The sequence below is a fragment of the Paenibacillus sp. JT22N12 genome, assembly GCF_056269365.1.
This window is the reverse complement of sequence record NZ_JBWDNU010000005.1, coordinates 306,883-326,779: the sequence shown is the minus strand read 5'-3', so window position 1 is coordinate 326,779 and position 19,897 is coordinate 306,883. Positions and strand designations below refer to the sequence as shown.

Annotated in this window: 17 protein-coding genes; 15 read left to right on the top strand and 2 right to left on the bottom strand. The window is 54.2% G+C overall.

Features of this window, described 5'->3' with window-relative positions:
• Positions 1-55: 55 nt before the first annotated feature.
• Positions 56-604 carry a HupE/UreJ family protein gene (locus tag AC0YOA_RS20740; RefSeq protein ID WP_475788210.1) on the bottom strand — a complete coding sequence of 183 codons (549 nt, stop codon included), beginning with the start codon at positions 602-604 and terminating at the stop codon, positions 56-58.
• Positions 605-859: 255 nt separating this feature from the next.
• Here AC0YOA_RS20740 and AC0YOA_RS20735 point away from each other — a divergent pair, with 255 nt between their 5' ends.
• The 7 genes from AC0YOA_RS20735 to AC0YOA_RS20705 all read left to right on the top strand — a co-directional run bounded on the left by AC0YOA_RS20735 (position 860) and on the right by AC0YOA_RS20705 (position 7,584).
• Positions 860-1,837 (top strand): YpdA family putative bacillithiol disulfide reductase, encoded by a 978-nt coding sequence (locus tag AC0YOA_RS20735; RefSeq protein ID WP_475788209.1) that lies wholly within the window; start codon positions 860-862, stop codon positions 1,835-1,837.
• A gap of 118 nt (positions 1,838-1,955) precedes the next feature.
• Entirely contained in the window at positions 1,956-2,402 is a 447-nt protein-coding gene (gene nikR / locus AC0YOA_RS20730; protein ID WP_475788208.1) for a nickel-responsive transcriptional regulator NikR, read from the top strand.
• 147 nt (positions 2,403-2,549) lie between these two features.
• The gene (locus AC0YOA_RS20725; RefSeq protein ID WP_475788207.1) at positions 2,550-4,166 is read left to right on the top strand and encodes an ABC transporter substrate-binding protein; all 1,617 of its coding nucleotides are present in this window, start codon (positions 2,550-2,552) and stop codon (positions 4,164-4,166) included.
• Positions 4,167-4,184: 18 nt separating this feature from the next.
• A complete protein-coding gene (locus AC0YOA_RS20720; protein WP_475788206.1) occupies positions 4,185-5,174 on the top strand; it encodes an ABC transporter permease in 990 nt (329 codons plus the stop codon).
• Entirely contained in the window at positions 5,174-6,037 is an 864-nt protein-coding gene (locus AC0YOA_RS20715; RefSeq protein ID WP_475788340.1) for an ABC transporter permease, read from the top strand. Before AC0YOA_RS20720 ends, AC0YOA_RS20715 begins: the two co-directional genes overlap by 1 nt.
• A gap of 28 nt (positions 6,038-6,065) precedes the next feature.
• Positions 6,066-6,992: an ABC transporter ATP-binding protein gene (locus AC0YOA_RS20710; RefSeq protein ID WP_475788205.1), complete on the top strand. Its 927-nt coding sequence runs from the start codon at positions 6,066-6,068 to the stop codon at positions 6,990-6,992.
• Entirely contained in the window at positions 6,982-7,584 is a 603-nt protein-coding gene (locus tag AC0YOA_RS20705; RefSeq protein WP_475788204.1) for an ABC transporter ATP-binding protein, read from the top strand. The genes AC0YOA_RS20710 and AC0YOA_RS20705 overlap by 11 nt, the downstream gene beginning before the upstream one ends.
• Before the next feature lie 155 nt (positions 7,585-7,739).
• Here AC0YOA_RS20705 and AC0YOA_RS20700 read toward each other — a convergent pair whose 3' ends face one another.
• Positions 7,740-8,192 (bottom strand): GNAT family N-acetyltransferase, encoded by a 453-nt coding sequence (locus tag AC0YOA_RS20700; RefSeq protein ID WP_475770131.1) that lies wholly within the window; start codon positions 8,190-8,192, stop codon positions 7,740-7,742.
• 274 nt (positions 8,193-8,466) lie between these two features.
• Here AC0YOA_RS20700 and AC0YOA_RS20695 point away from each other — a divergent pair, with 274 nt between their 5' ends.
• From AC0YOA_RS20695 to AC0YOA_RS20660, 8 genes are all read left to right on the top strand, one after another.
• The gene (locus AC0YOA_RS20695) at positions 8,467-10,197 is read left to right on the top strand and encodes an ABC transporter ATP-binding protein (protein WP_475788203.1); all 1,731 of its coding nucleotides are present in this window, start codon (positions 8,467-8,469) and stop codon (positions 10,195-10,197) included.
• Positions 10,184-12,091: an ABC transporter ATP-binding protein gene (locus tag AC0YOA_RS20690; RefSeq protein ID WP_475788202.1), complete on the top strand. Its 1,908-nt coding sequence runs from the start codon at positions 10,184-10,186 to the stop codon at positions 12,089-12,091. Before AC0YOA_RS20695 ends, AC0YOA_RS20690 begins: the two co-directional genes overlap by 14 nt.
• Positions 12,092-12,178: 87 nt before the next feature.
• Entirely contained in the window at positions 12,179-12,436 is a 258-nt protein-coding gene (locus AC0YOA_RS20685) for a hypothetical protein (RefSeq protein WP_475788201.1), read from the top strand.
• A gap of 2 nt (positions 12,437-12,438) precedes the next feature.
• Positions 12,439-13,452, top strand: coding sequence for a zinc-dependent alcohol dehydrogenase (locus AC0YOA_RS20680; RefSeq protein WP_475788200.1), 1,014 nt, complete (start codon positions 12,439-12,441; stop codon positions 13,450-13,452).
• A gap of 117 nt (positions 13,453-13,569) precedes the next feature.
• Entirely contained in the window at positions 13,570-14,487 is a 918-nt protein-coding gene (locus AC0YOA_RS20675) for a helix-turn-helix transcriptional regulator (protein ID WP_475788199.1), read from the top strand.
• A 68-nt stretch (positions 14,488-14,555) separates the two neighbouring features.
• Entirely contained in the window at positions 14,556-14,717 is a 162-nt protein-coding gene (locus AC0YOA_RS20670; protein ID WP_475788198.1) for a hypothetical protein, read from the top strand.
• A gap of 430 nt (positions 14,718-15,147) precedes the next feature.
• On the top strand, positions 15,148-17,070 hold the full coding sequence (gene thrS / locus AC0YOA_RS20665) for a threonine--tRNA ligase (protein ID WP_475788197.1): 1,923 nt from the start codon (positions 15,148-15,150) through the stop codon (positions 17,068-17,070).
• A gap of 299 nt (positions 17,071-17,369) precedes the next feature.
• Positions 17,370-19,697 carry a helix-turn-helix domain-containing protein gene (locus AC0YOA_RS20660; RefSeq protein ID WP_475788196.1) on the top strand — a complete coding sequence of 776 codons (2,328 nt, stop codon included), beginning with the start codon at positions 17,370-17,372 and terminating at the stop codon, positions 19,695-19,697.
• Positions 19,698-19,897 lie beyond the last annotated feature (200 nt).

Genomic DNA, 19,897 nt, shown 5'->3' with positions numbered 1-19,897 from the left:
GGTTTTCAGTGCAGGAACAGCGGGCTTCAGGTGCTGCTTCCCCCAATTAAGGAGTTTAGAAGAATACGCGCTGGGACAACCAGATTCCACCCAAAACAAAGGCCAATGCGGAACCTGCGATAACGGCATTTCTGGAAAACTTCCATTTGTGCATCATCATGAGCAGAGGGAGGGCAACGCCGACCAACGTGATCTGAACAACCTCGATTCCGAGATTGAAGCTGAGCAAATCCACAGCCAGCTGGCTTTTGGGAAGATTCATTCCTTTAAGAATGTCAGCAAAGCCCATTCCATGGATTAAGCCGAAGAAGAACGTCAGCACCCAACGGTGACTGACCTGTTTGCGAATAATATTATCAATGGCGACAAAACAGATGCTCAAAGCGATGGCAGGCTCGACAATCCGGGGAGATATATCAATAATTCCCAATACAGTCAATGATAACGTGATGCTGTGAGCGATCGTAAAAGCGGTGATCATGCCCGTATACTGTTTGAACGTCTGCCTCGCAACAACGAGAGAAAACAAAAATAATAGATGATCGTACCCGGATAAAATATGGTTCATGCCAAGTGTAAAGAAAGAATACCAACCTGAGTTCACTTATGTTCCTCCTCGAATGATACCAAGTTCATTTGCCGTTTCTGGATGAAAGAAGACTGCTTTATGCAGTATACCGTAAGAGAATTGGGAGAATATATCGATTTTTGTCATCAAATTATTAAAAAATTATGTAGAATATTCTCTTTTATGATCGGATTTTAATTGTAATAACCCAAATAAATTTGTAAATGATGTAGAATGTCAAGTAAAATGACACAAGGATGACGTAATCTCAATGAACAAAGGGGAAATCAGATGAGAGAAGCAATCATAATAGGCGGTGGCCCATGCGGACTTTCTGTCGGGATGGCCTTGCAGGAGCAGGGAATTGATTACTTAATACTCGAAAAAAAGGCTATTGTAAATACGATTCTTTCATTTCCTGCTAATATGCGTTTTTATAGTACAAGCGACAGGCTGGAAATCGGCAATGTTCCTTTTTTATCAGAAGAAGAACGTCCCACCCGACATGAGGTAATGCGCTATTATCGCGCTGTCGTTACAAGGCAGCAAATGAATATTCTAACGTTTCATCATGTCATTAGGATCGGGCGTTCTTCGGATGGCTTTCTCGTTCATACCCATAATCATCTGGGGAAAGAGGAAGTATTTGAAGCAAGAAGGATCGTAATCGCGACAGGGATATATGATCACCCGAGACTGTTAGGGGTTCCAGGCGAGAACTTATCCAAAGTGATGCATTACTATACGGAAGGACACTCTTATTCGGGAAGGTCTGTTCTTGTAGCGGGAGGCAAAAATTCCGCGGTTGAAGCAGCAATCGACTTATATCGCAGCGGAGCGCAAGTATCGTTGGTTCACCGTGGCGCTACGGTTTATCAAGGTATTAAGCCCACCCTGCTGCTCGATATACGGAATTTGATTGAAAAAGGAAGAATCGGGTTTTATCCCGAGTCGGCAATCACGCGTATTGAAGAAGAGCAGGTATTCGTCCAAAGCGGGAATGAGCAAATTAAAATCCGAAATGATTTTGTATTTTCCTTAATCGGGTATCAGCCTGACCTTTCGATGCTGAACGATCTGGGAATTATGTTAGATCATCAGACTCAAATTCCGCTCTTTGACCCTGAAACGTATGAAACCAATGTGGCGGACATATTTGTTGCCGGCGTCGTTACGGGAGGAATAACCAATAAAGTGTTTATTGATGATGGACGGCTTCATGGGCCGAAAATTGCCGAAAAAATTGCGGTCGATATGGGCAGGAAATAGGAAGGATGCCGTATTTTGGATAGAATGCCCGGTCTGATGCTGCCCCATCGGATGCATTTTTCATTTCATATCGCCTATGATACAATTTAGTGAAATGAAGGCAGGGCAGGGTGGTTTTATGGCAGACAAGGAAGAACTGATCCGGTTCGGAGTGGCGTTTCCGGCTCCATTAATCGAGCAGTTCGATCATTATATTGAGGAACAAGGCTATACGAACCGGTCCGAAGCGATTCGGGATATGGCCAGAAAAGCGATGCTGGATCCTGCGAAGCTTCCATCCGATGCGCATGTTGCCGGAACCATAGTCATGGTATACGACCATCATATCCGGGATCTCCCTCTTCTACTGACAGAGCTCCAGCACCGGTTCCACCACGACATTATATCCACGATGCATGTTCACCTGAACCATAACCAGTGCCTGGAGGTCATCGTCGTTCGGGGCCGCTTATCGGGGCTTCGCACGCTCCATCATCAGATACAAGTACAAAAAGGCGTACATTATGCCGAGCTTTCTGTTACTTATGCGGAGGAACAAGGCTTAGAGATTCATGATCATAAATAAAAACCAGAATATGCGATCGTCCCAAAAAGGGGCGGTCGTTTTTTTGTTGGAATATTCCAATATTTTTGAGCATTTCGGTGAAAAAGGGAGTGATTCCCTTTTTTTATTGTGCTACAATTTACTAAAAACGTGCCACATATAAAATCGATGGGATGGAGTGGGAGAAACGTGAGGAAGATCGGGGTTTATTCGATATTGGCGATGATGATTACCGGACTTCTGCTTGTGGGCTGCTCGTCATCCCCCAAGGAGAGCGGGAACACCGGCAAAGACGAATTAATATTGGCTGTTGGCGCGGAACCGGAAACCGGGTTTGATCCAACGACAGGTTGGGGGCGCTACGGTTCACCGCTGTTTCAGAGCACACTGCTGAAGCGGGACGATGATCTGCGCATTGAGAATGATCTGGCAACCGGCTATGAGGTGAGTGAAGATGGTACGGTATGGACGGTGAAGCTGCGGTCCAATGTTGTTTTTACCGACGGCAAGCCGCTTACGGCAGAAGATGTTGAATTCACCTTTGATACGGCGGCCGGGAACGGCTCCGCCATTGATCTGACCAATTTGAAGAGCGTGCAGTCCGAAGGGCAGGGTACCGTCATCTTCACACTCAAGGAGCCGCAATCTACTTTTGTTTCTCTTCTTGTTTCAACCGGTATCGTTCCCAAACACGCATACGGAAAAGACTACGCGGAGCTCCCCATTGGATCGGGGCCGTATAAATTTGTGCAGTGGGATAAAGGCCAGCAGGTCATCGCCGAAGCGAATCCCGATTATTATGGCGCGAAGCCGTATTTCAAACGAATGACGTTTTTGTTTCTGAGTGAAGATGCAGCGTTTGGGGCTGCCAAATCAGGCAAGGTCGATGTGGCCTATATCCCGTCCTCCTACAGCAAGGAAACGGCAGCGGGCATGCGTCTTGAGGATATCAAAACCGTCGATAACCGGGGCATCCTGTTCCCCTATGTTCCGTCTGGCAGCCATACCAAGGACGGCAATCCAATCGGCAACGATGTAACCGCGGATATTGCCATCCGCAAGGCGGTTAATGTGGCCATCGACCGGAGCGCGCTGGTTGAGGGGATTCTGGAAGGCTATGGCTCGCCCGCTTACTCGGCCAACGACGGACTTCCCTGGGGGAATGATCAAATCGTAATCAAAGACGCCGATGTGAATGAAGCGAAGACCATTTTGAGCGATGCGGGATGGACGGATACAGACGGTGACGGGATTGCCGAGAAGGGTTCGCTCAAGGCTGAGTTCAATCTTCTTTATCCATCCGGAGATATTGCCCACCAATCGCTTGCTCTCGCTGCTGCGGATATGGTCAAGCCTGCCGGCATTCATATGAATGTGGAAGGGAAGAGCTGGGACGATATTGATAAAAGAATGCATGCCGACGCTGTGATGTTCGGCTGGGGCAGCCACGATCCCCTGGAAATGTACAACCTGTACAGCAGCACGTATCGGGGAGTTGATTATTACAACGCCGGTTATTACAGCAATCCGGTGGTAGATGATTGGATGAACCAGGCTCTTCGCGCAACGAACGAAGATGAGGCTTTGAAATATTGGAAGAATGCGCAGTGGGATGGAAAGACGGGACTCAGCTCGCTCGGGGACGCGCCATGGGCGTGGCTTGTGAATATCGATCATCTGTATCTCGTAAACGACAAGCTGGACATCGGCAAGCAGCGTATCCAACCGCACGGGCATGGCTGGCCGATCACGGATAATATCGAAGAATGGAAATGGAACAATTAGTGGAAAAGAGGGTTGGTCATGACACGCAATTTGGGTGCGTATCTGGGGCTGAAGCTGGTTCGTCTGGCGACGCTTCTGGCTGCTGTCAGCATCGTTTCGTTCACGCTTGTCAGTCTCTCGCCAATCGACCCGGTTCAGGCTTACATTGGATCGGATGTCATGCGTGTCGGGCCTGAGCAGCGCCAAAGCATTTCCGCTTATTGGGGGCTGGATAAGCCGCCTGCGGAGCAGTTTGCCCGTTGGGGCTCGGCTCTGCTCCGCGGCGACCTCGGCACCTCGATGATATTCCGCGAACCGGTGGCGGAGGTTATCCGCGAGCGGTTCCTGAATTCCGCCGCGCTGATGGCGATAGCCTGGCTGCTCTCCGGAATTACAGGATTTACAGCCGGTGTAATAGCGGCGATGAAAAGAAATTCTTGGATGGACCGCCTCATTCAGTGGTACTGCTATACGCTGGCGTCCACACCGACATTCTGGCTGGGACTGCTGCTGCTCATGTTTTTCTCCGTTTGGCTCGGGTGGTTTCCGATCGGACTCGGCGTACCCGCAGGCGTTCTTGCGGAGCAGGTTACGCTCGCGGATCGCATCCGGCATATCATTCTGCCTGCGCTGACCCTTAGCATCATCGGAATTGCGCCAATCGCGCTGCATACCAGGCAGAAGCTGATCGATGTTCTGGAGAGCGATTATGTACGGTTTGCCAGAGCCAGAGGGGAGAGGGGATTCGGACTGGTGCGAAGGCATGGTCTGCGCAATATTGCCCTGCCGGCCGTCACCCTGCAGTTCACCTCCTTCAGCGAATTGTTCGGAGGCGCCGTGCTGGCAGAGCAGGTATTTTCGTACCCGGGCCTTGGACAAGCGACGGTTGAGGCGGGTTTAAGAGGGGATGTTCCGCTGCTTATGGGACTTGTCCTGTGCAGCTCGCTGTTCGTCTTTACAGGCAATACGATCGCGGATCTGCTGTATAAAGTAATTGATCCGCGGGTCCGGGAAGGCAGGGCGCTATGATGGAAAATCTGGTTCAGCCTGCCGGGAACCCGGCATTTCGTTTCCGGGTCAATCGGCGGAAACGGGCGTTAGCATGGGCTGTTTGTCTCTCGGCTCTTCTTGTCGCGATCGGGATTCTTGCCATGCTGCTGGGGGACGGGCAGCTTGCAACGAATCTGGAAATCCGGAATTTACCGCCTTCGCTGCTGCATCCCTTCGGGACGGATTGGCTGGGGAGGGATATGTTTGTCCGCACGATCAAGGGGCTGGCGCTCAGTATCGGCGTAGGCATGATCGCCGCTGTCTGCAGTGTCATTATCGCCACCGCTGTCGGGCTGGCTGCCGCTACCCTGGGGAAAACAGCGGACCGGATCCTGTCATGGCTGATTGATCTGTTTCTGAGCGTTCCGCATCTGGTGTCTCTCATTCTTATCGCCTTTGTATGCGGCGGCGGCATTAAAGGGGTCATTATCGGCGTTGCCTTGACCCACTGGCCGGGTCTCTCGCGGATTATCCGCGCCGAAGTGCTGCAGCTGCGATCCGCCGAATTCATTCAGGTGTCCAGGCATCTGGGGAAATCGAGCTGGTGGGTGGCTTCGCGGCATCTCATTCCGCATCTTGTTCCGCAGCTGCTCGTGGGTCTCATGCTGTTGTTTCCGCATGCGATATTGCACGAGGCCTCTATTACATTTCTTGGGTTGGGGCTGTCGCCTCATCAGCCGGCAATCGGCATTATATTATCGGAAGCGATGCGGTACTTGTCAACGGGCATGTGGTGGCTGGCGGTATTTCCGGGTTTTGGACTGCTCGTGATCGTCCGCTCGTTCGACCGTCTTGGTGACCATTTGCGAACGCTGCTTGATCCGCGTCGCGCACATGAATAATTCATTGGAATGCGGGGTGAAAGCCAATATGGCATTGCTCGAGGTCGATAATCTCTCTGTTTCTTTCACGCAATATGACGGCGGCGGGCTGGGTCAGCATTCGGTTCAGCCCATCACGGGCCTGCATTTGAAGGTGGAAGCAGGAGAAGTCATGGCCATCATCGGTTCGAGCGGTTCCGGCAAAAGCTTGCTCGCTCACGCCATTATGGGCATTCTGCCGGAGAATGCCCGGATGTCGGGAACGATCCGCTATGACGGGAGAACAATGTCCGCCGAGCGGCTGAATACATTGCGGGGCAAAGAAATTGCGCTTGTGCCGCAGTCGGTGAATCATCTGGATCCGCTCATAAAGGTCGGAGCGCAAGTAAGAACGACGGCTGCCGGCCCGGAGCCGCTGGCTGCGCAGCGGGCCATATTCAAACGTTACAGGCTTGCCGAACAGACTGAGCGGCTGTACCCTTTTCAATTATCCGGCGGAATGGCCCGCCGGGTATTGGTGGCGACAGCGACAATCAGCGGCGCCCGGCTTATCGTTGCGGACGAACCAACGCCGGGCATGCATCCGGACGATATGGCGGAAGCCTTGGCTACATTCAGGGAATTGGCCGATGAGGGCTGCGCGGTGCTGCTCATTACGCATGATATCGAAGCGGCGCTCCGGATTGCCGACCGGGTTGCGGTCTTTTATGCCGGAACAACCGTTGAAATCGCCTTGGCTGCGGATTTCGCCGGCAATGGAGCGCAGCTGCGGCATCCATATAGCAAGGCGCTCTGGCAGGCGCTGCCGCAGAACGGCTTCCTGCCGCTTCCCGGCGCCCAGCCCGGACCTGACAATCTGCCGCCAGGGTGTCTGTTCGCCCCTCGCTGTGAGGCGGCCACTTCAGCATGCATGGATGACGGACCTGATATGCGGGATCTGCGCGGCGGATCCGTGAGGTGCTTTCATGCTTCTTAAGGGAGAAGGTCTCGGTTTTCGCTACGGCAAGGGACCATGGCTTTTCCGAAGTCTTGAAGTAGCGGTTCAATCCGGTGAAATCGTCGGTCTTGTCGGTCCGAGCGGATTCGGCAAGACAACGATTGGCCGGATTCTGGCCGGTTATGAGAAGCCGGAAGAAGGAGCCATAACGCTTGACGGTCAAGAGCTGCCCCGCAGCGGCTATCATCCGGTTCAGCTGGTGTTCCAGCATCCGGAGCGGGCCGTCAATCCGAGGTGGCGCATCCATCGCATTCTTGCAGAGGCGGGCGAACCAGAGCCGGCCTATCTGCAGGAGCTGGGCATTGAGAAGGCCTGGCTGAAGCGATGGCCCAATGAGTTGTCCGGAGGAGAGCTGCAGCGTATTTGCATCGCCAGAGCATTGGGCAGCAAGACCCACTTTGTGATCGCCGACGAAATGACCACTATGCTGGATGCCGTTACGCAAGCGCAGATTTGGCATGCGGTGCTTGCGATTGCGCGCGAGCGGAAGCTCGGTCTGCTTCTGATCAGTCATGACCTGCATTTGATTGAGCGGCTCTGCCACCGATGGATCAGGCTGGGTGAGGCATGAGTAGGCTCCCGACCTCAAAGAGTCAGTTCTTTGTCAAAGTGGAATGAATAGAAAAAAAACCGCAGCAGCAGCTCTCATTTGTCCAGGAACCTCCGTCCCGCTTAAGAAGTGGATTCGGAGGCATTTTTATGTGGTTTTTTGAACTGAACCCTACCCTACAGATCCTGCGCCAACCGTATCATGTCCACTACCTGTATTCCGTTCTCGAATATCTCTTCCGTGTAATGTCTGATGAAGAAGTCCCTGTCCACTCCGGTTATCCGGAACCCGCATTTCTGGTAAAGCGCAAGCTGCCCGATCCCTGAATTTCCAGTTCCGATTTCAATCGTCTTGTAACCGTGGATCCTGGCCTGCTGAATGGCATGGTTTACCAGCCGCCTGCCTATCCCTTGACCCTGCTTGCTCTCATCAACGGCTATATTTACGATCTCGACGGTTTCCGGCCTCGTTGGCAGCAGCACATAGACGCCTGCGATCCCATCATTCAATTCTGCGACGAAGCATTGCCCTCTTCGGATATACTCGTCAACGAGTTTGCGGGACGGATCCGCCAACAGCAGCAAATCCATCGGAGCTTGTTCATCTCCATGCAGTTCCCGGATTTCCATTTCATGCCACATCCCTCTAACCATCATTACTTGTAGTTTAACATAGGAAATTCCAAAGGTATTCCCAAAATACATCTGCGGGATTGAAGCGGCGTGCAGCGCGTGGAACGGGCAGGGAAAGATCCGTCGAACAGGCGGCTTCGGGGAAGCCTGCATTTCTTAAATCACTCATTCATTAAATGAATGACCGAATCAAATTTTGTGAGGGACGTATCCGCTTTGCGATGTGATATAATTTGGAGGATTATACACAACGGCAAGGGAGTCCTCTAAAGTGAGCTTTCTGAAACCTTACTTCCGCCAATTCGGCAAGCCTTTTTTCGCTGCTCTTCTTTTCCTCATGCTGGAAGCTTTCTGCGATCTGCTGCAGCCTCTGCTGATGTCGCGCATCATCGATGAGGGCGTCGCGAACAAGCAGATGGATTACGTGCTGCAGTTCGGCGGCTATATGCTGCTTGTCACGGCAGCAGGCGCAGTGGGTGCGTCCATGCGCAACATCATCTCCAGTCATGTATCGCAAAATTTCGGCACGAAGCTCCGCTCGGATCTGTTCCGCAAAATCCAATCCTTATCCTTCAACAGCATCGACAAGTTCGACCGCGCTTCGCTGGTCACCCGGCTGACCAACGATGTCACGCAGATTCAGAATTTTACGAACGGGCTGATGCGTATTTTTGTCAAAGCCCCGCTTGTCTGCCTGGGAAGCCTGATCATGGCCGTGCGGCTTAATCCGCCGCTGTCGGTTGTGCTGATTGTCGTCGTCCCGATTGTGGCGGTGCTGATCGTCTCCAATATGCGGATCGGCTTCCCGCGATTTGCCAGGGTGCAGACGGCGCTCGACCGGGTCAATGGACTCTCCAGGGAGTATCTCTCCGGCGTCCGCGTCGTCAAGGCGTTTAACCGGTTCGATTACGAGGTCGACAAGTTCGACGAGGTCAACAGGGGCTATCAGACCGCCTCCACCCGCGCCATGCGGACAATGGCGCTGTTCAGTCCCGGCATCATGCTGTCGGTCAACCTCGGCATCGTTGCCGTCATCTGGATCGGGGGCATCCGCGTCGATCAAGGCCAGATGCAGGTCGGCCATATCATTGCTTTCATCAACTACATGACGCAGATTCTGTTTTCCCTGATGATGATCTCCAACGTATTCAATATGTTCATCAGGGCCAAGGCTTCCTCGGAACGGATCGGCGAGGTTTTCGCGGAGCAGGATGCGATGGCCTGGAAAGAGGAACAGCCGCGCGCGCCGAAGGCGACCGGAAGCGTCGAGTTCAAGGACGTATCCTTTGCCTATGTGGGCAAGGAAGCCGTGCTGCGGAACATTACGCTTGACTGCCTTCCCGGAGAGACCATCGGCATCATCGGCTCCACCGGCTCGGGCAAAAGCACGCTCGTCAGCCTCATTCCGCGATTCTATGATGCGGATTCCGGATCGGTGGAGGTCGGCGGGGAAGACGTGAGCGCGATCGAGCCGGCGCGGCTGAGGGAGAAAATTGCCATTGTTCCGCAGAAAACCGTGCTGTTCACGGGAACGATCCGCGAGAATCTGCTCTGGGGCAAGGAGGATGCCTCTCAGGAGGAGCTGGAGCGGGCGGCGAGGATGGCGCAGGCGGAAGAGTTCATTCTGAAATGCCCCGAGGGGTACGAGACGAAGCTTGGCCAGGGCGGCGTCAATCTGTCGGGCGGGCAAAAGCAGCGGCTGTCGATCGCCAGGGCGCTTGTGCGGCAGCCGTCGATCCTCATTCTCGACGATTGCACGAGCGCCGTCGACGCGGCGACGGAGGCGAAGATCAAGGAGGCGCTGAAGCGTTATGCCGAAGGGCTGACATGTCTGCTGATCGCCCAGCGCATTACGTCCGTCATGGACGCCGACCAGATCGTCGTTCTCGACAACGGGGAGATCGTCGGCACGGGCAAGCATGACGAGCTGATGAGAAGCTGCAGGGCGTATCAGGAAATTTACCGGTCGCAGGCCGGGCAGGAGGTGGATGCCAGTGTCTGAACGCAGTGAGGAGAATGAACGCCGCGAGCCGCAGGCTGGTACGCCTGCCCCTCCTCCCCCGCCGATAGGAATGGCGGGACGGGGCGGCTTCGGCGCCGGACGCAGAGGCGGCCCGGTCGTTAAGCCCAAAAACCTGGCCGCGACGTTGAAGCGGATGTGGACGTATGTCGGCAGCGAGCGAAAGCGGCTTACCGTTATCTTCGCCATTATCCTGGTTGATGCCCTCATTACGCTGACCGGTCCTTATCTTATCGGGATGGCTGTAGATGCGATGTCCGGCGCAGGGGGCGGGAAGGCGGTCGGGCAGGTCGATTTCAGCCTCCTTCAAGTTGCGCTGATTGCGCTTGTTGTTTCCTATCTTGCGGATGGCGGGCTGATTTTTCTGCAGGGCTGGCTGATGGCCGGCGTGGCGCAGCGTATCGTCGGGCGACTGCGGACATCGCTGTTCGGCAAACTGCAGAAGCTGCCCATCCGCTTCTTCGATACCCGAACGCACGGCGATCTGATGAGCCGCATGTCCAATGATATCGACAATGTCAGCAATACGGTGGCCCAGTCCGCCGTCCAGGTCATGACGGGCTCGGTCGCGCTTGTCGGTTCGCTTGTAATGATGATCGTCCTCAGCCCGTGGCTGACGCTGGCGAGTCTGATTACAGTGCCCGGCGTTTTCCTGCTGACGCGCGCGATCGCACGCTCGACAGGACCGCTGTTCAAGGAGCAGCAGAACCGCCTTGGAAGGCTGAACGGCCATGTGGAGGAGACGATCTCCGGCATCCACATCGTCAAGGCGTTCAACCGCGAGGAAAAAGCGATCTCCGAGTTCGACGAGGTGAATGCCGAGCTGTGCGAGGTCGGCATCAAGGCGCAGATCCGTGCGGGCTTTCTGATGCCGATCATGAACGTCATCAACAATATCGGCTTCGCCGCAGTGGCTCTTGTCGGCGGTATCCTGGCGGTGAACGGCCATATTACGGTCGGGGTGATCGCCAGTTTTCTCAGCTATTCGCGCCAGTTCGTTCGTCCGCTCACGGATATTGCCAATCTGTTCAATGTGCTGCAGTCGGGTGTTGCCGGCGTGGAGCGGGTATTCGAGGTGCTTGACGAGGAAGAGGAGCCGGAGGACCCGCCGGGTGCGGTGCCCCTTACGAACCCGCGGGGACATGTCGTCTTCGACAATGTATCGTTCGGCTACCGAGCCGACGTGCCGATTCTGAAGAACGTCAGCTTCGACTCGGCAGAAGGAACGAGCACTGCTTTCATTGGCCCTACGGGAGCGGGAAAGACGACAGTCGTGAATCTGATCACGCGATTTTACGATGTTACGGAAGGCTCCATCCGGATTGACGGGCGCGATATCCGCGACTATACGAAGGACAGCCTGCGCCGGGCGTTCGGCATCGTGCTTCAGGACACGTATCTGTTCTCCGGCACGATCAAGGACAATATCAAGTACGGCAAGCCGGATGCCTCCGACAGTGAGGTAGAGCGCGCCGCAGAGCTGGCCAATGCAGCAGCTTTCATCGCCAGGCTGCCGCTGCGCTACGATACCCCGCTAACCGAGAACGGCGGCAATTTGAGCCAGGGCCAGCGCCAATTGCTGGCGATTGCGCGGGTTATATTGGCCGATCCGTCTATACTTATTCTCGATGAGGCGACCAGCAGCATCGATACGCGGACAGAGCTGCATATTCAGGACGCGCTGCGGGGCGTGCTGCGGGGGCGGACCAGCTTCCTCATCGCCCACCGCCTCAATACGATCCGCGATGCGGATACCATTATGGTCGTCGACCGCGGCGCAATCGTGGAGAGCGGCTCCCATTCGGAGCTGATGGGGCGGCGGGGAATCTATTTTACAATGTTCACGAATCAGTTCGGAGCGGTGGCCGGCGGTTAGCCGGCTTTCGCCTGCTTTGTCCTGATCCGGCATTTCCAGTCCGCTGAACAATATTACAAAGGACAAGTGACGGACTGGAAGTGTAAAATGAGGGTAAGCAGAGTCAGTGAAGCTGTAAGCGCTTCAAAAAAACTCTGCGGAGATGACAGTTCATCTGACAACCGGGCAGCGGCGAGCCTGCATCCAGCGGTTGCAGTTACTGACAACCGGGCAGCGGCGAGCCTGCATCCAACGGTTGCAGTTACTGACAACCGGGCAGCGGCAAGCCTGCATCCAACGGTTGCAGTTACTGACAACCGGGCAGCGGCAAGCCTGCATCCAACGGTTGCAGTGGGGGGAGTGTAAATATGGAAATAAGAAGCGCGTATTTGAAGGCACCATGGCAGACCGAGATCAGACGGGTCAGCATGCCGGAGGAGCCGCCGGCCAAAGAAGTGCTCATCCGGGTCGAGGCATGCGGCATCTGCGGTTCGGATCTGTTCGCGGCTGAGAGCAAAGCGAAGGAGTGGCAGTCCTTCGGCCACGAGGTCGCCGGCGTTATCGAGAAGCTGGGACCCGGCTGCGACGGCCTGCAGGTTGGACAGAAGGTCGTGCTGGAATCGTCGAGCTTCTGCGGTCAATGTGAAGTATGCCGCAACGGCAGGGTCGATCTTTGCCGCAGCGCGCCGCATTTTTGGGGCCGCCCGGCCCTGGGGTTCAGCGAATATATGACGGTTCCCGCCTGCTGCGTCGTTCCATATGAGGGGCTCTCGCCGGAGGTGGCCTGCCTGGCGGAGCCGGCAGGCGTCTCGCTGGACATGGTGAAGACGGCCGGCATCGAGCTGGGCTCGCGTGTCTGCATCATCGGACCGGGACCGATCGGGCTGATGGCGATTCCGCTGGCACTGCGCAGCGGCGCGGTCCAGGTCGTCTGCATCGGCCGATCCGGCAACAGCAAGCGTCTGGAGGTGGCGAAGGAGCTCGGGGCGGAGGTCCTTGTTGTCGATGGGCCGCTGAGCGAGCGGACTGATCTGCATAAGAAATTCGACCGCGTGCTGACGACAGCGCCTGCGCACTTCCTGGGAGATGCGCTCCCGCTGCTGGCCTTCGGGGGCATCATCTCCTATATCGGGTTCGGCGCTTCGGGGGACGAGAAGATCGAGCTGGACGTCAACGATTTTCACGTCCGCAAGCTGCAGCTCCGCGCAAGTTATGCCAGCCCCGGCATATACCTGCCGATGGTTCTGGAGTATATGAAAGCAGGGGTCATACCCGGGGACAAGATCATTTCGCATGTTCTGGAGCTGGATCAAATGGAAGAAGCGATGAGGCTGTGCAGCAAGGAGAAGGAAACGACACTGAAGATCGTCATCCGGCCCTGATCGCCGGTGTTACTAACGACCTGGTATTGCGTGCTGCAAATTGGATTGAAGTAAAACAGCATATTGACAGCCTGGAATCCAAATATGCGCATATCGGACAAAGGCGGTGATCCATTCATGAAGCTGGAGAGGCTAATATCCATTACATATGCGCTGCTGAATAATGAGGTGGTCTCGGCATCGGAATTGGCGGACAAATACGGCGTTTCGCAAAGGACCATTTACCGGGACATAGAGGCTATCTGCGCGGCAGGCATTCCCGTCGTATCCTATCAGGGCGTGAACGGCGGGTATGGGATCATTAAAGAATACAAGATGGACAAAAGCCTGCTCGGTTCCGACGATATCGCCTCCTTGATCACCCTTCTAAACAGTACGGCAACCGTATTCCAGGATGACCGGGCACAGCAGACGATTCATCGGTTGAAGACCGTTCAGAGCAAGAATAGCCGTACTCCGAGCCTGACGATGGATCTGGGAAGCTGGAGGGCTTACAATGAAATTCTCCGAACTCTGCGATCAGCGATTAACGCCGGCCAGCTTGTCCGATTTTATTATATGAGTGCCAAGGATGAGCGAATGGAGCGGACCGTTGAGCCTGTCAGCCTGCTGCTGAAATACGATTCCTGGTATTTATACGGATTCTGCCGTTCGCGCAGCGACTATCGGGTTTTCAAGCTGCCGAGAATGTCGGAGCTTGCTGCCCTGCCGGAATTGTTCGAACGCCGTCACAACGTTCCCACCGAAGATATTTTCTCCGGCGGCGGAGATGTTCAGGAGCAGGTCGATTATGCGGTCATCCATTTCTCGGCAGGCCCGCTCGCCAGGGTGCTGGATGAATTTTATCTGGACGAGAAAAGGTTCAATGAAGACGGCACGCTTACGCTGACGATTGCCCAGGCTATCGATACCGATTGGCTGATGGAAAGGCTGCTGAGCTTCGGCGAGGATGTGGTCGTTCTCGAACCGCCCTCGCTGAGGCGCCGGATGAAAAAGAAAATTGAAAATATGTTAGCCCGATATGATGAAGTATGACACTCTGTTGTCATACTTTTTTATTTATAATGAGCTCAAATACGATAAACGGAAGGAAAGTGGAGCTGATGATCAATCATCCCTTTTTCTATGAAGAACAGATGAAACTGCGTAATCGTGAGCTCAAAAAAATCGATAGCAGTGCCTGGATGTGGATTGAAACGAAGCGGAAGCGGTCCATGAGACTTCTATCTTCAGTGATTGCCCTGATCGGTCTGAAAGGCGTATAACCTGCATGACCGCACATTTTGGGAATGTCGTTTGAATTTGTGCTTGACCGCGTATCGCCAATTCATTATACTGTGGGAAATTGAATATGAGGCGATAATCAAAGACATGGTTCAACGTAACGGACTGTCCAGAGAAGGAGTCAAGGCTGAGAGCTCCCCGGTGACCGGATGTGGAATTACCCCTTTGTAGCCGTGGCATCGAACCCGCTGCGAATGACAGCAGCCGTTAGTAGACGAGACCGAATCATCCCCGTTACCGGATGCATCAATGAGGATCCTGCCTTGTTTAAGCAGCGCATATGGCGCAGCTGGAGGCGGATCGAATGAGGGTGGAACCACGAGCTTGAACGCACTCGTCCCTTTCCAGGGATGGAGGCGTTTTTTTGCGTTCACATAAACGAAAATACCGGAGAAAAGGAGGAGAAGGAGAATGGCAATGAAGCGGGTTCAAGTAAGGATGCAGGATGGGAAAATACGAGAGGTGGAGCAGGGAACCACGGCTCTGCAGGTTGCCGAAGCGATCAGCCCGAGCTTGCGGAAAAGCGCCGCGTGCGCCCGGGTAGACGGCCGGCTTGTCGATCTGGACACAGCGCTTGTCGAAGACTGTGCTCTGGAAATTGTCACACTGGCGAGCGAGGACGGCCTGGCTGTCTACCGGCACAGCGCGGCCCATCTGATGGCCCAGGCCATCAGGCGCTTATATGGGCAGGAAGCGGTAAAGCTTGGCATCGGGCCAGTCATTCAAGACGGCTTCTATTACGACATGGATTTGGCGAAGCCGCTTTCCGTCGATGAACTGGGACCCATCGAGGAAGAGATGAAGCGGATCGCGCAGGAGGATCTGCCGATTACCCGGCGGGAAGTATCAAGGACCGAAGCGCTGCGGATTTTCGGAGAGCTTGATGATCCGTACAAGCTGGAGCTGATTCGCGATTTGCCGGAGGCTGCCGTCATTTCGATCTATGATCAGGGTGAATTTTTCGATCTGTGCCGGGGCCCGCATCTGCCATCAACGGGCCTGATCCGTGCCTTCAAGCTGCAGAGCGTGGCTGGCGCCTATTGGCGGGGCGACTCCAGCAAGAGCGTCCTCCAGCGGGTGTACGGAACGGCTTTTGTGAAGAAAACGGAGCTTGACGAGCATCTGCAGCGGCTTGAGGAAGCGAAGAAACGCGATCACCGCAAGCTTGGCAGGGAGCTGGAATTGTTCATGTTTTCCGAGGAGGCTCCGGGAATGCCGTTTTATTTGCCGAACGGGATGATTATCCGTAACGAGCTGGAGGAATTCTCGCGCAGGCAGCAGCGGCAGGAAGGCTACGAGGAGGTCCGTACGCCGCTCATGATGAATCAGCGGCTGTGGGAGGAATCCGGCCACTGGGACCATTATCATGAGAATATGTATTTTACCGAGGTGGACGAAACTAGATTCGCGCTCAAGCCGATGAACTGCCCGGGACATATGCTGATCTTCAAAAACGCCCTGCGCTCCTATCGGGAGCTTCCCATCCGGATCTCCGAATTCGGACAGGTGCATCGTCACGAGTTCTCGGGAGCTTTGAACGGAATGATGCGGGTGCGGACGTTCTGCCAGGATGACGCGCATCTGTTTGTGCGGCCCGACCAGATTGCGGAAGAAATAAATGCCGTTCTTGCTTTGATTGACCGCTTCTACAGGGTGTTCGGGTTCGATTACAGGCTGGAGCTGTCGACAAGACCGGAGGACTCCATGGGTTCTGCCGAGCTGTGGGAAGCAGCGGAATCAGCCCTGCGCAGTGTGCTCGAGGATCGTGGAATCCAGTACCGGCTGAATGAAGGCGACGGGGCTTTCTACGGGCCGAAAATCGATTTTCATATTCTGGATGCGCTTGGGCGCAGCTGGCAGTGCGCAACGGTTCAGCTGGATTTTCAGATGCCGGAGAAATTCGATCTGAATTACATCGGAGAGGATAACCAGAAGCATCGTCCGGTTGTCATTCACCGGGCTGTGTACGGCTCCATCGACCGCTTTATCGGCATTCTTACAGAGCATTACGCCGGGGCGTTTCCGCTCTGGCTGGCTCCCATACAGGTGAAGCTGCTGCCCGTGTCCGATGTGTTTTCGGATTATGCGGTAGAGGTAAAGCGACAGCTTGAACGGTCGGGTATTCGTGCCCAGGCGGACCTGCGGAGCGAGAAGCTCGGGTATAAAATCCGGGAAGCGCAGCTGCAGAAGGTTCCTTATATGCTGGTGCTGGGCGAGCAGGAGCAGCAGACAGCCTCTGTGGCAGTCCGCAAGCGGGGAGAGGGCGACCTCGGCTCCATGAGCGTAGCCGAAGTAACGGAGCTGCTGCTCGGGGAGATTGCGGGCAGGCGTTAGCGGGCGGCCAAATGGAAGAGACATCGAGGCTCCCTGAGTACAGCAGAAAGGCCGGATTACGCGAGTTCCATATCGCATAATCCGGCCTTTTTCAACTCTTTGGTATTAAGCTTCACTCTGAAAATGTCGATAAGGTCTGTGGGAAGAAGCATTTTTTGCCGTCAGAAGACGATGAGATCCGTTCTCTTCTTGCAATTATTTGTACTCACCGCCTATTCCGACAGATACACTCGTCCCGCAAACCTGCTTCGTGATATAATGGCGGCATTATCGCATACAAAAGAGGGAGGGGCATCCCCATGGGCTTGTTTGCGCTCTATCGTTCACGCAATTATTTCAAACGCATCTTCTTCACAACCATCCTGCTTATCGTGCCCCTGCTGCTGATCTTCTGCAGCGTCCTGTATGCCTTCTCGCGGAACACCGCTCTTGAGCTTCAGCAGGACGCCAACCACAAGGTTCTCAGCCAAATCAACTACAATATCGACAACCTGAATGAAATGGTTACGAATCTGACCGTATCCACCTTTAATGACCGCGATATCATCTCGTTATTGAACAGTCCCTCCCTCGATATGTTCCAATTCTACAATAAGCTGGAGAAGATGGACCGGATATTGATCTCCAATCCTTATCTCAGCTCCATTGCGATCTATAACAGCTCAAATAAATGCTATTATTCGACCACCTTTCTTTCGCCGATCAGCTGCGGCGCGAAGGAGCCTTATAATATTTTGAAAGCGTTTTTAGAAAAGAACCGGACGTTCCCCAAGCTTACGCTCCAGCCCATGTCGGAAGAGGACGGCGCAGGCAAAGGCTCGGTATTATCGCTGCTGATCTACAGCTCGGCTGGCGACTATTCGTCCAGCCAGAGTATTCTGATGCTGAATGTGAAGTCCTCCTGGATGTTCGATAATATCCGCATGATCAACGAGTTGGGCGATAATTCGTCAGGTTATGCCTTCATTATCGATTCGCAGGGCAATCAATTCAGTCCCCGCGAGCAGGCGGCCCCGGACGACAGCATTATGCAGGAGCTCAACGGCAGGCTGCTGGATGTCGAGGCGCCCTCGGGTTATTTTATCGCCAAGACGGCGCAGGGCAAGCAGATCGTCAACTATCTCACCTCCAAGGTGAATGGCTGGAAAATCGTCAGTGTTCAGCCCTATGATGCCGTTTTTGGCAAAATCAATGCCATCGGGACGTTCTCCCTTGTGGTTCTGCTTTTATTTGTGGCGATTTCGTTGTTTGTTGCCGCATTTGCTTCAATAAAGCTGTACAAGCCGGTCGGCAAGCTGATGAATCAGCTGAATCTTCCACCGACGCCTGACCGCGAGCGGGTGAGCGGCAGCAGGGATGAGCTGGGCTATCTGTCCTTCGTCTATGAGGATATGCAGACGACCATGAGTCTTCTCCGCAATGACCGCGAAGCGAGCCGTGACGTGCGGCATCATTATTTTCTGAAGCGCTGGCTGATGGACAGTCCCGGCATATCCAGGAGCGAATATGAGGAGTACTGCCAGGATCGGGGGCTGGATGCCGACTCCACCTTTGTGCTTTGCCTGCTAAAAATTGACGATTACGCCAAATTCCGCGATTCCCGCAATGAACGGGAACAGAAGCTGGTCAAATTCGCCGTGACCAACATCGTGGAAGAGATCATCGCTTCGCATGATGCCGATCCGGCGGTGGATATGGCAAGCGACCATCTGGTCCTGCTGATTCGCCATCCTCAGGTCGGAGCACAGCCGGACTCCGCGCTGCTTGAGCGGCTTCGGCTGATCCAGGATACGGTCAGCGGTTATTACAAGCTCACGCTGACCATCGTCGTGGGCCAGCCTTTCAATGATTACAAGCTGCTGACGCGGCAGTATGAGCAGCTTCAATTTTATTCCCTTCACCGGATGGTCCTGGGCAAGCAGGCGTTGATTACGCCAGAGCTGTATGCGGCGGAAGCCGGCGAGGCAAACGAGCAGATCCCCCTTGATCTGGAGAAGCGTCTCTCTGAGAGCATCCGCAGCAATGATCTTCCTATGATGAAAGCCAGGCTGGATGATTGGATGGTGTGGATCAAGGGCCTTCATATCGAGCAGATCGATTTTGCTGTGCTGCAGGTTATTATGGTCATCCACCAAACCATCCGGGAGCTGAACATTCAGCATGTGCAGACCGTTATGAGCAAGCTGAAGCGCTATACGAACCTGATTCTGGAGCAGGAAACGCTGGAGGATATCCGAGAGCAGATCGAGCATGTTCTCGAAGAGCTGGTCAATGAGCGCAATAACGTCAAGACGGGCAAGCAGAATTTCCTGGTCGAGGCGGTCAAGGAGATTGTGCAGCTGAATTATACCGATCCCAATTTAAGCCTGCAAAGCATAGCCGCTATTATGAAAATGTCCTCGGCCTACCTGGGCCGGTATTTCCGCAGCAGCGAATCTCTGTCCGTGGCTGATTATATGAACCAGGTGAGACTGGCGGTGGCGATGAAGCTGCTGGAGCAGGAGGAGGACAGCGTCATCGAGATCATGCATAAAGTGGGCTACAGCAGCGAGAGCAATTTCTTCAAGCTGTTCAAGAAAAACATCGGCATGACCCCGGGCGAATACCGCATCGCGCGGAGAGGGTAAGGGCAAGAGCGATTTGTAAGGAGGCGGGCCAGACTGCCCCTGGTTAACGGTTGGCTTAATGCAGTATGACAGGCACCACTGGAATCGAATGCTGTTGGAATACCTGTGCAGGATTCCACGATTCCGGGGGTGCCTTTTTATAGTACTCGGCAGCGCTCGCGAATATAAGAAAGGACAACTTTTTCTGGGGCAGCGGGCAG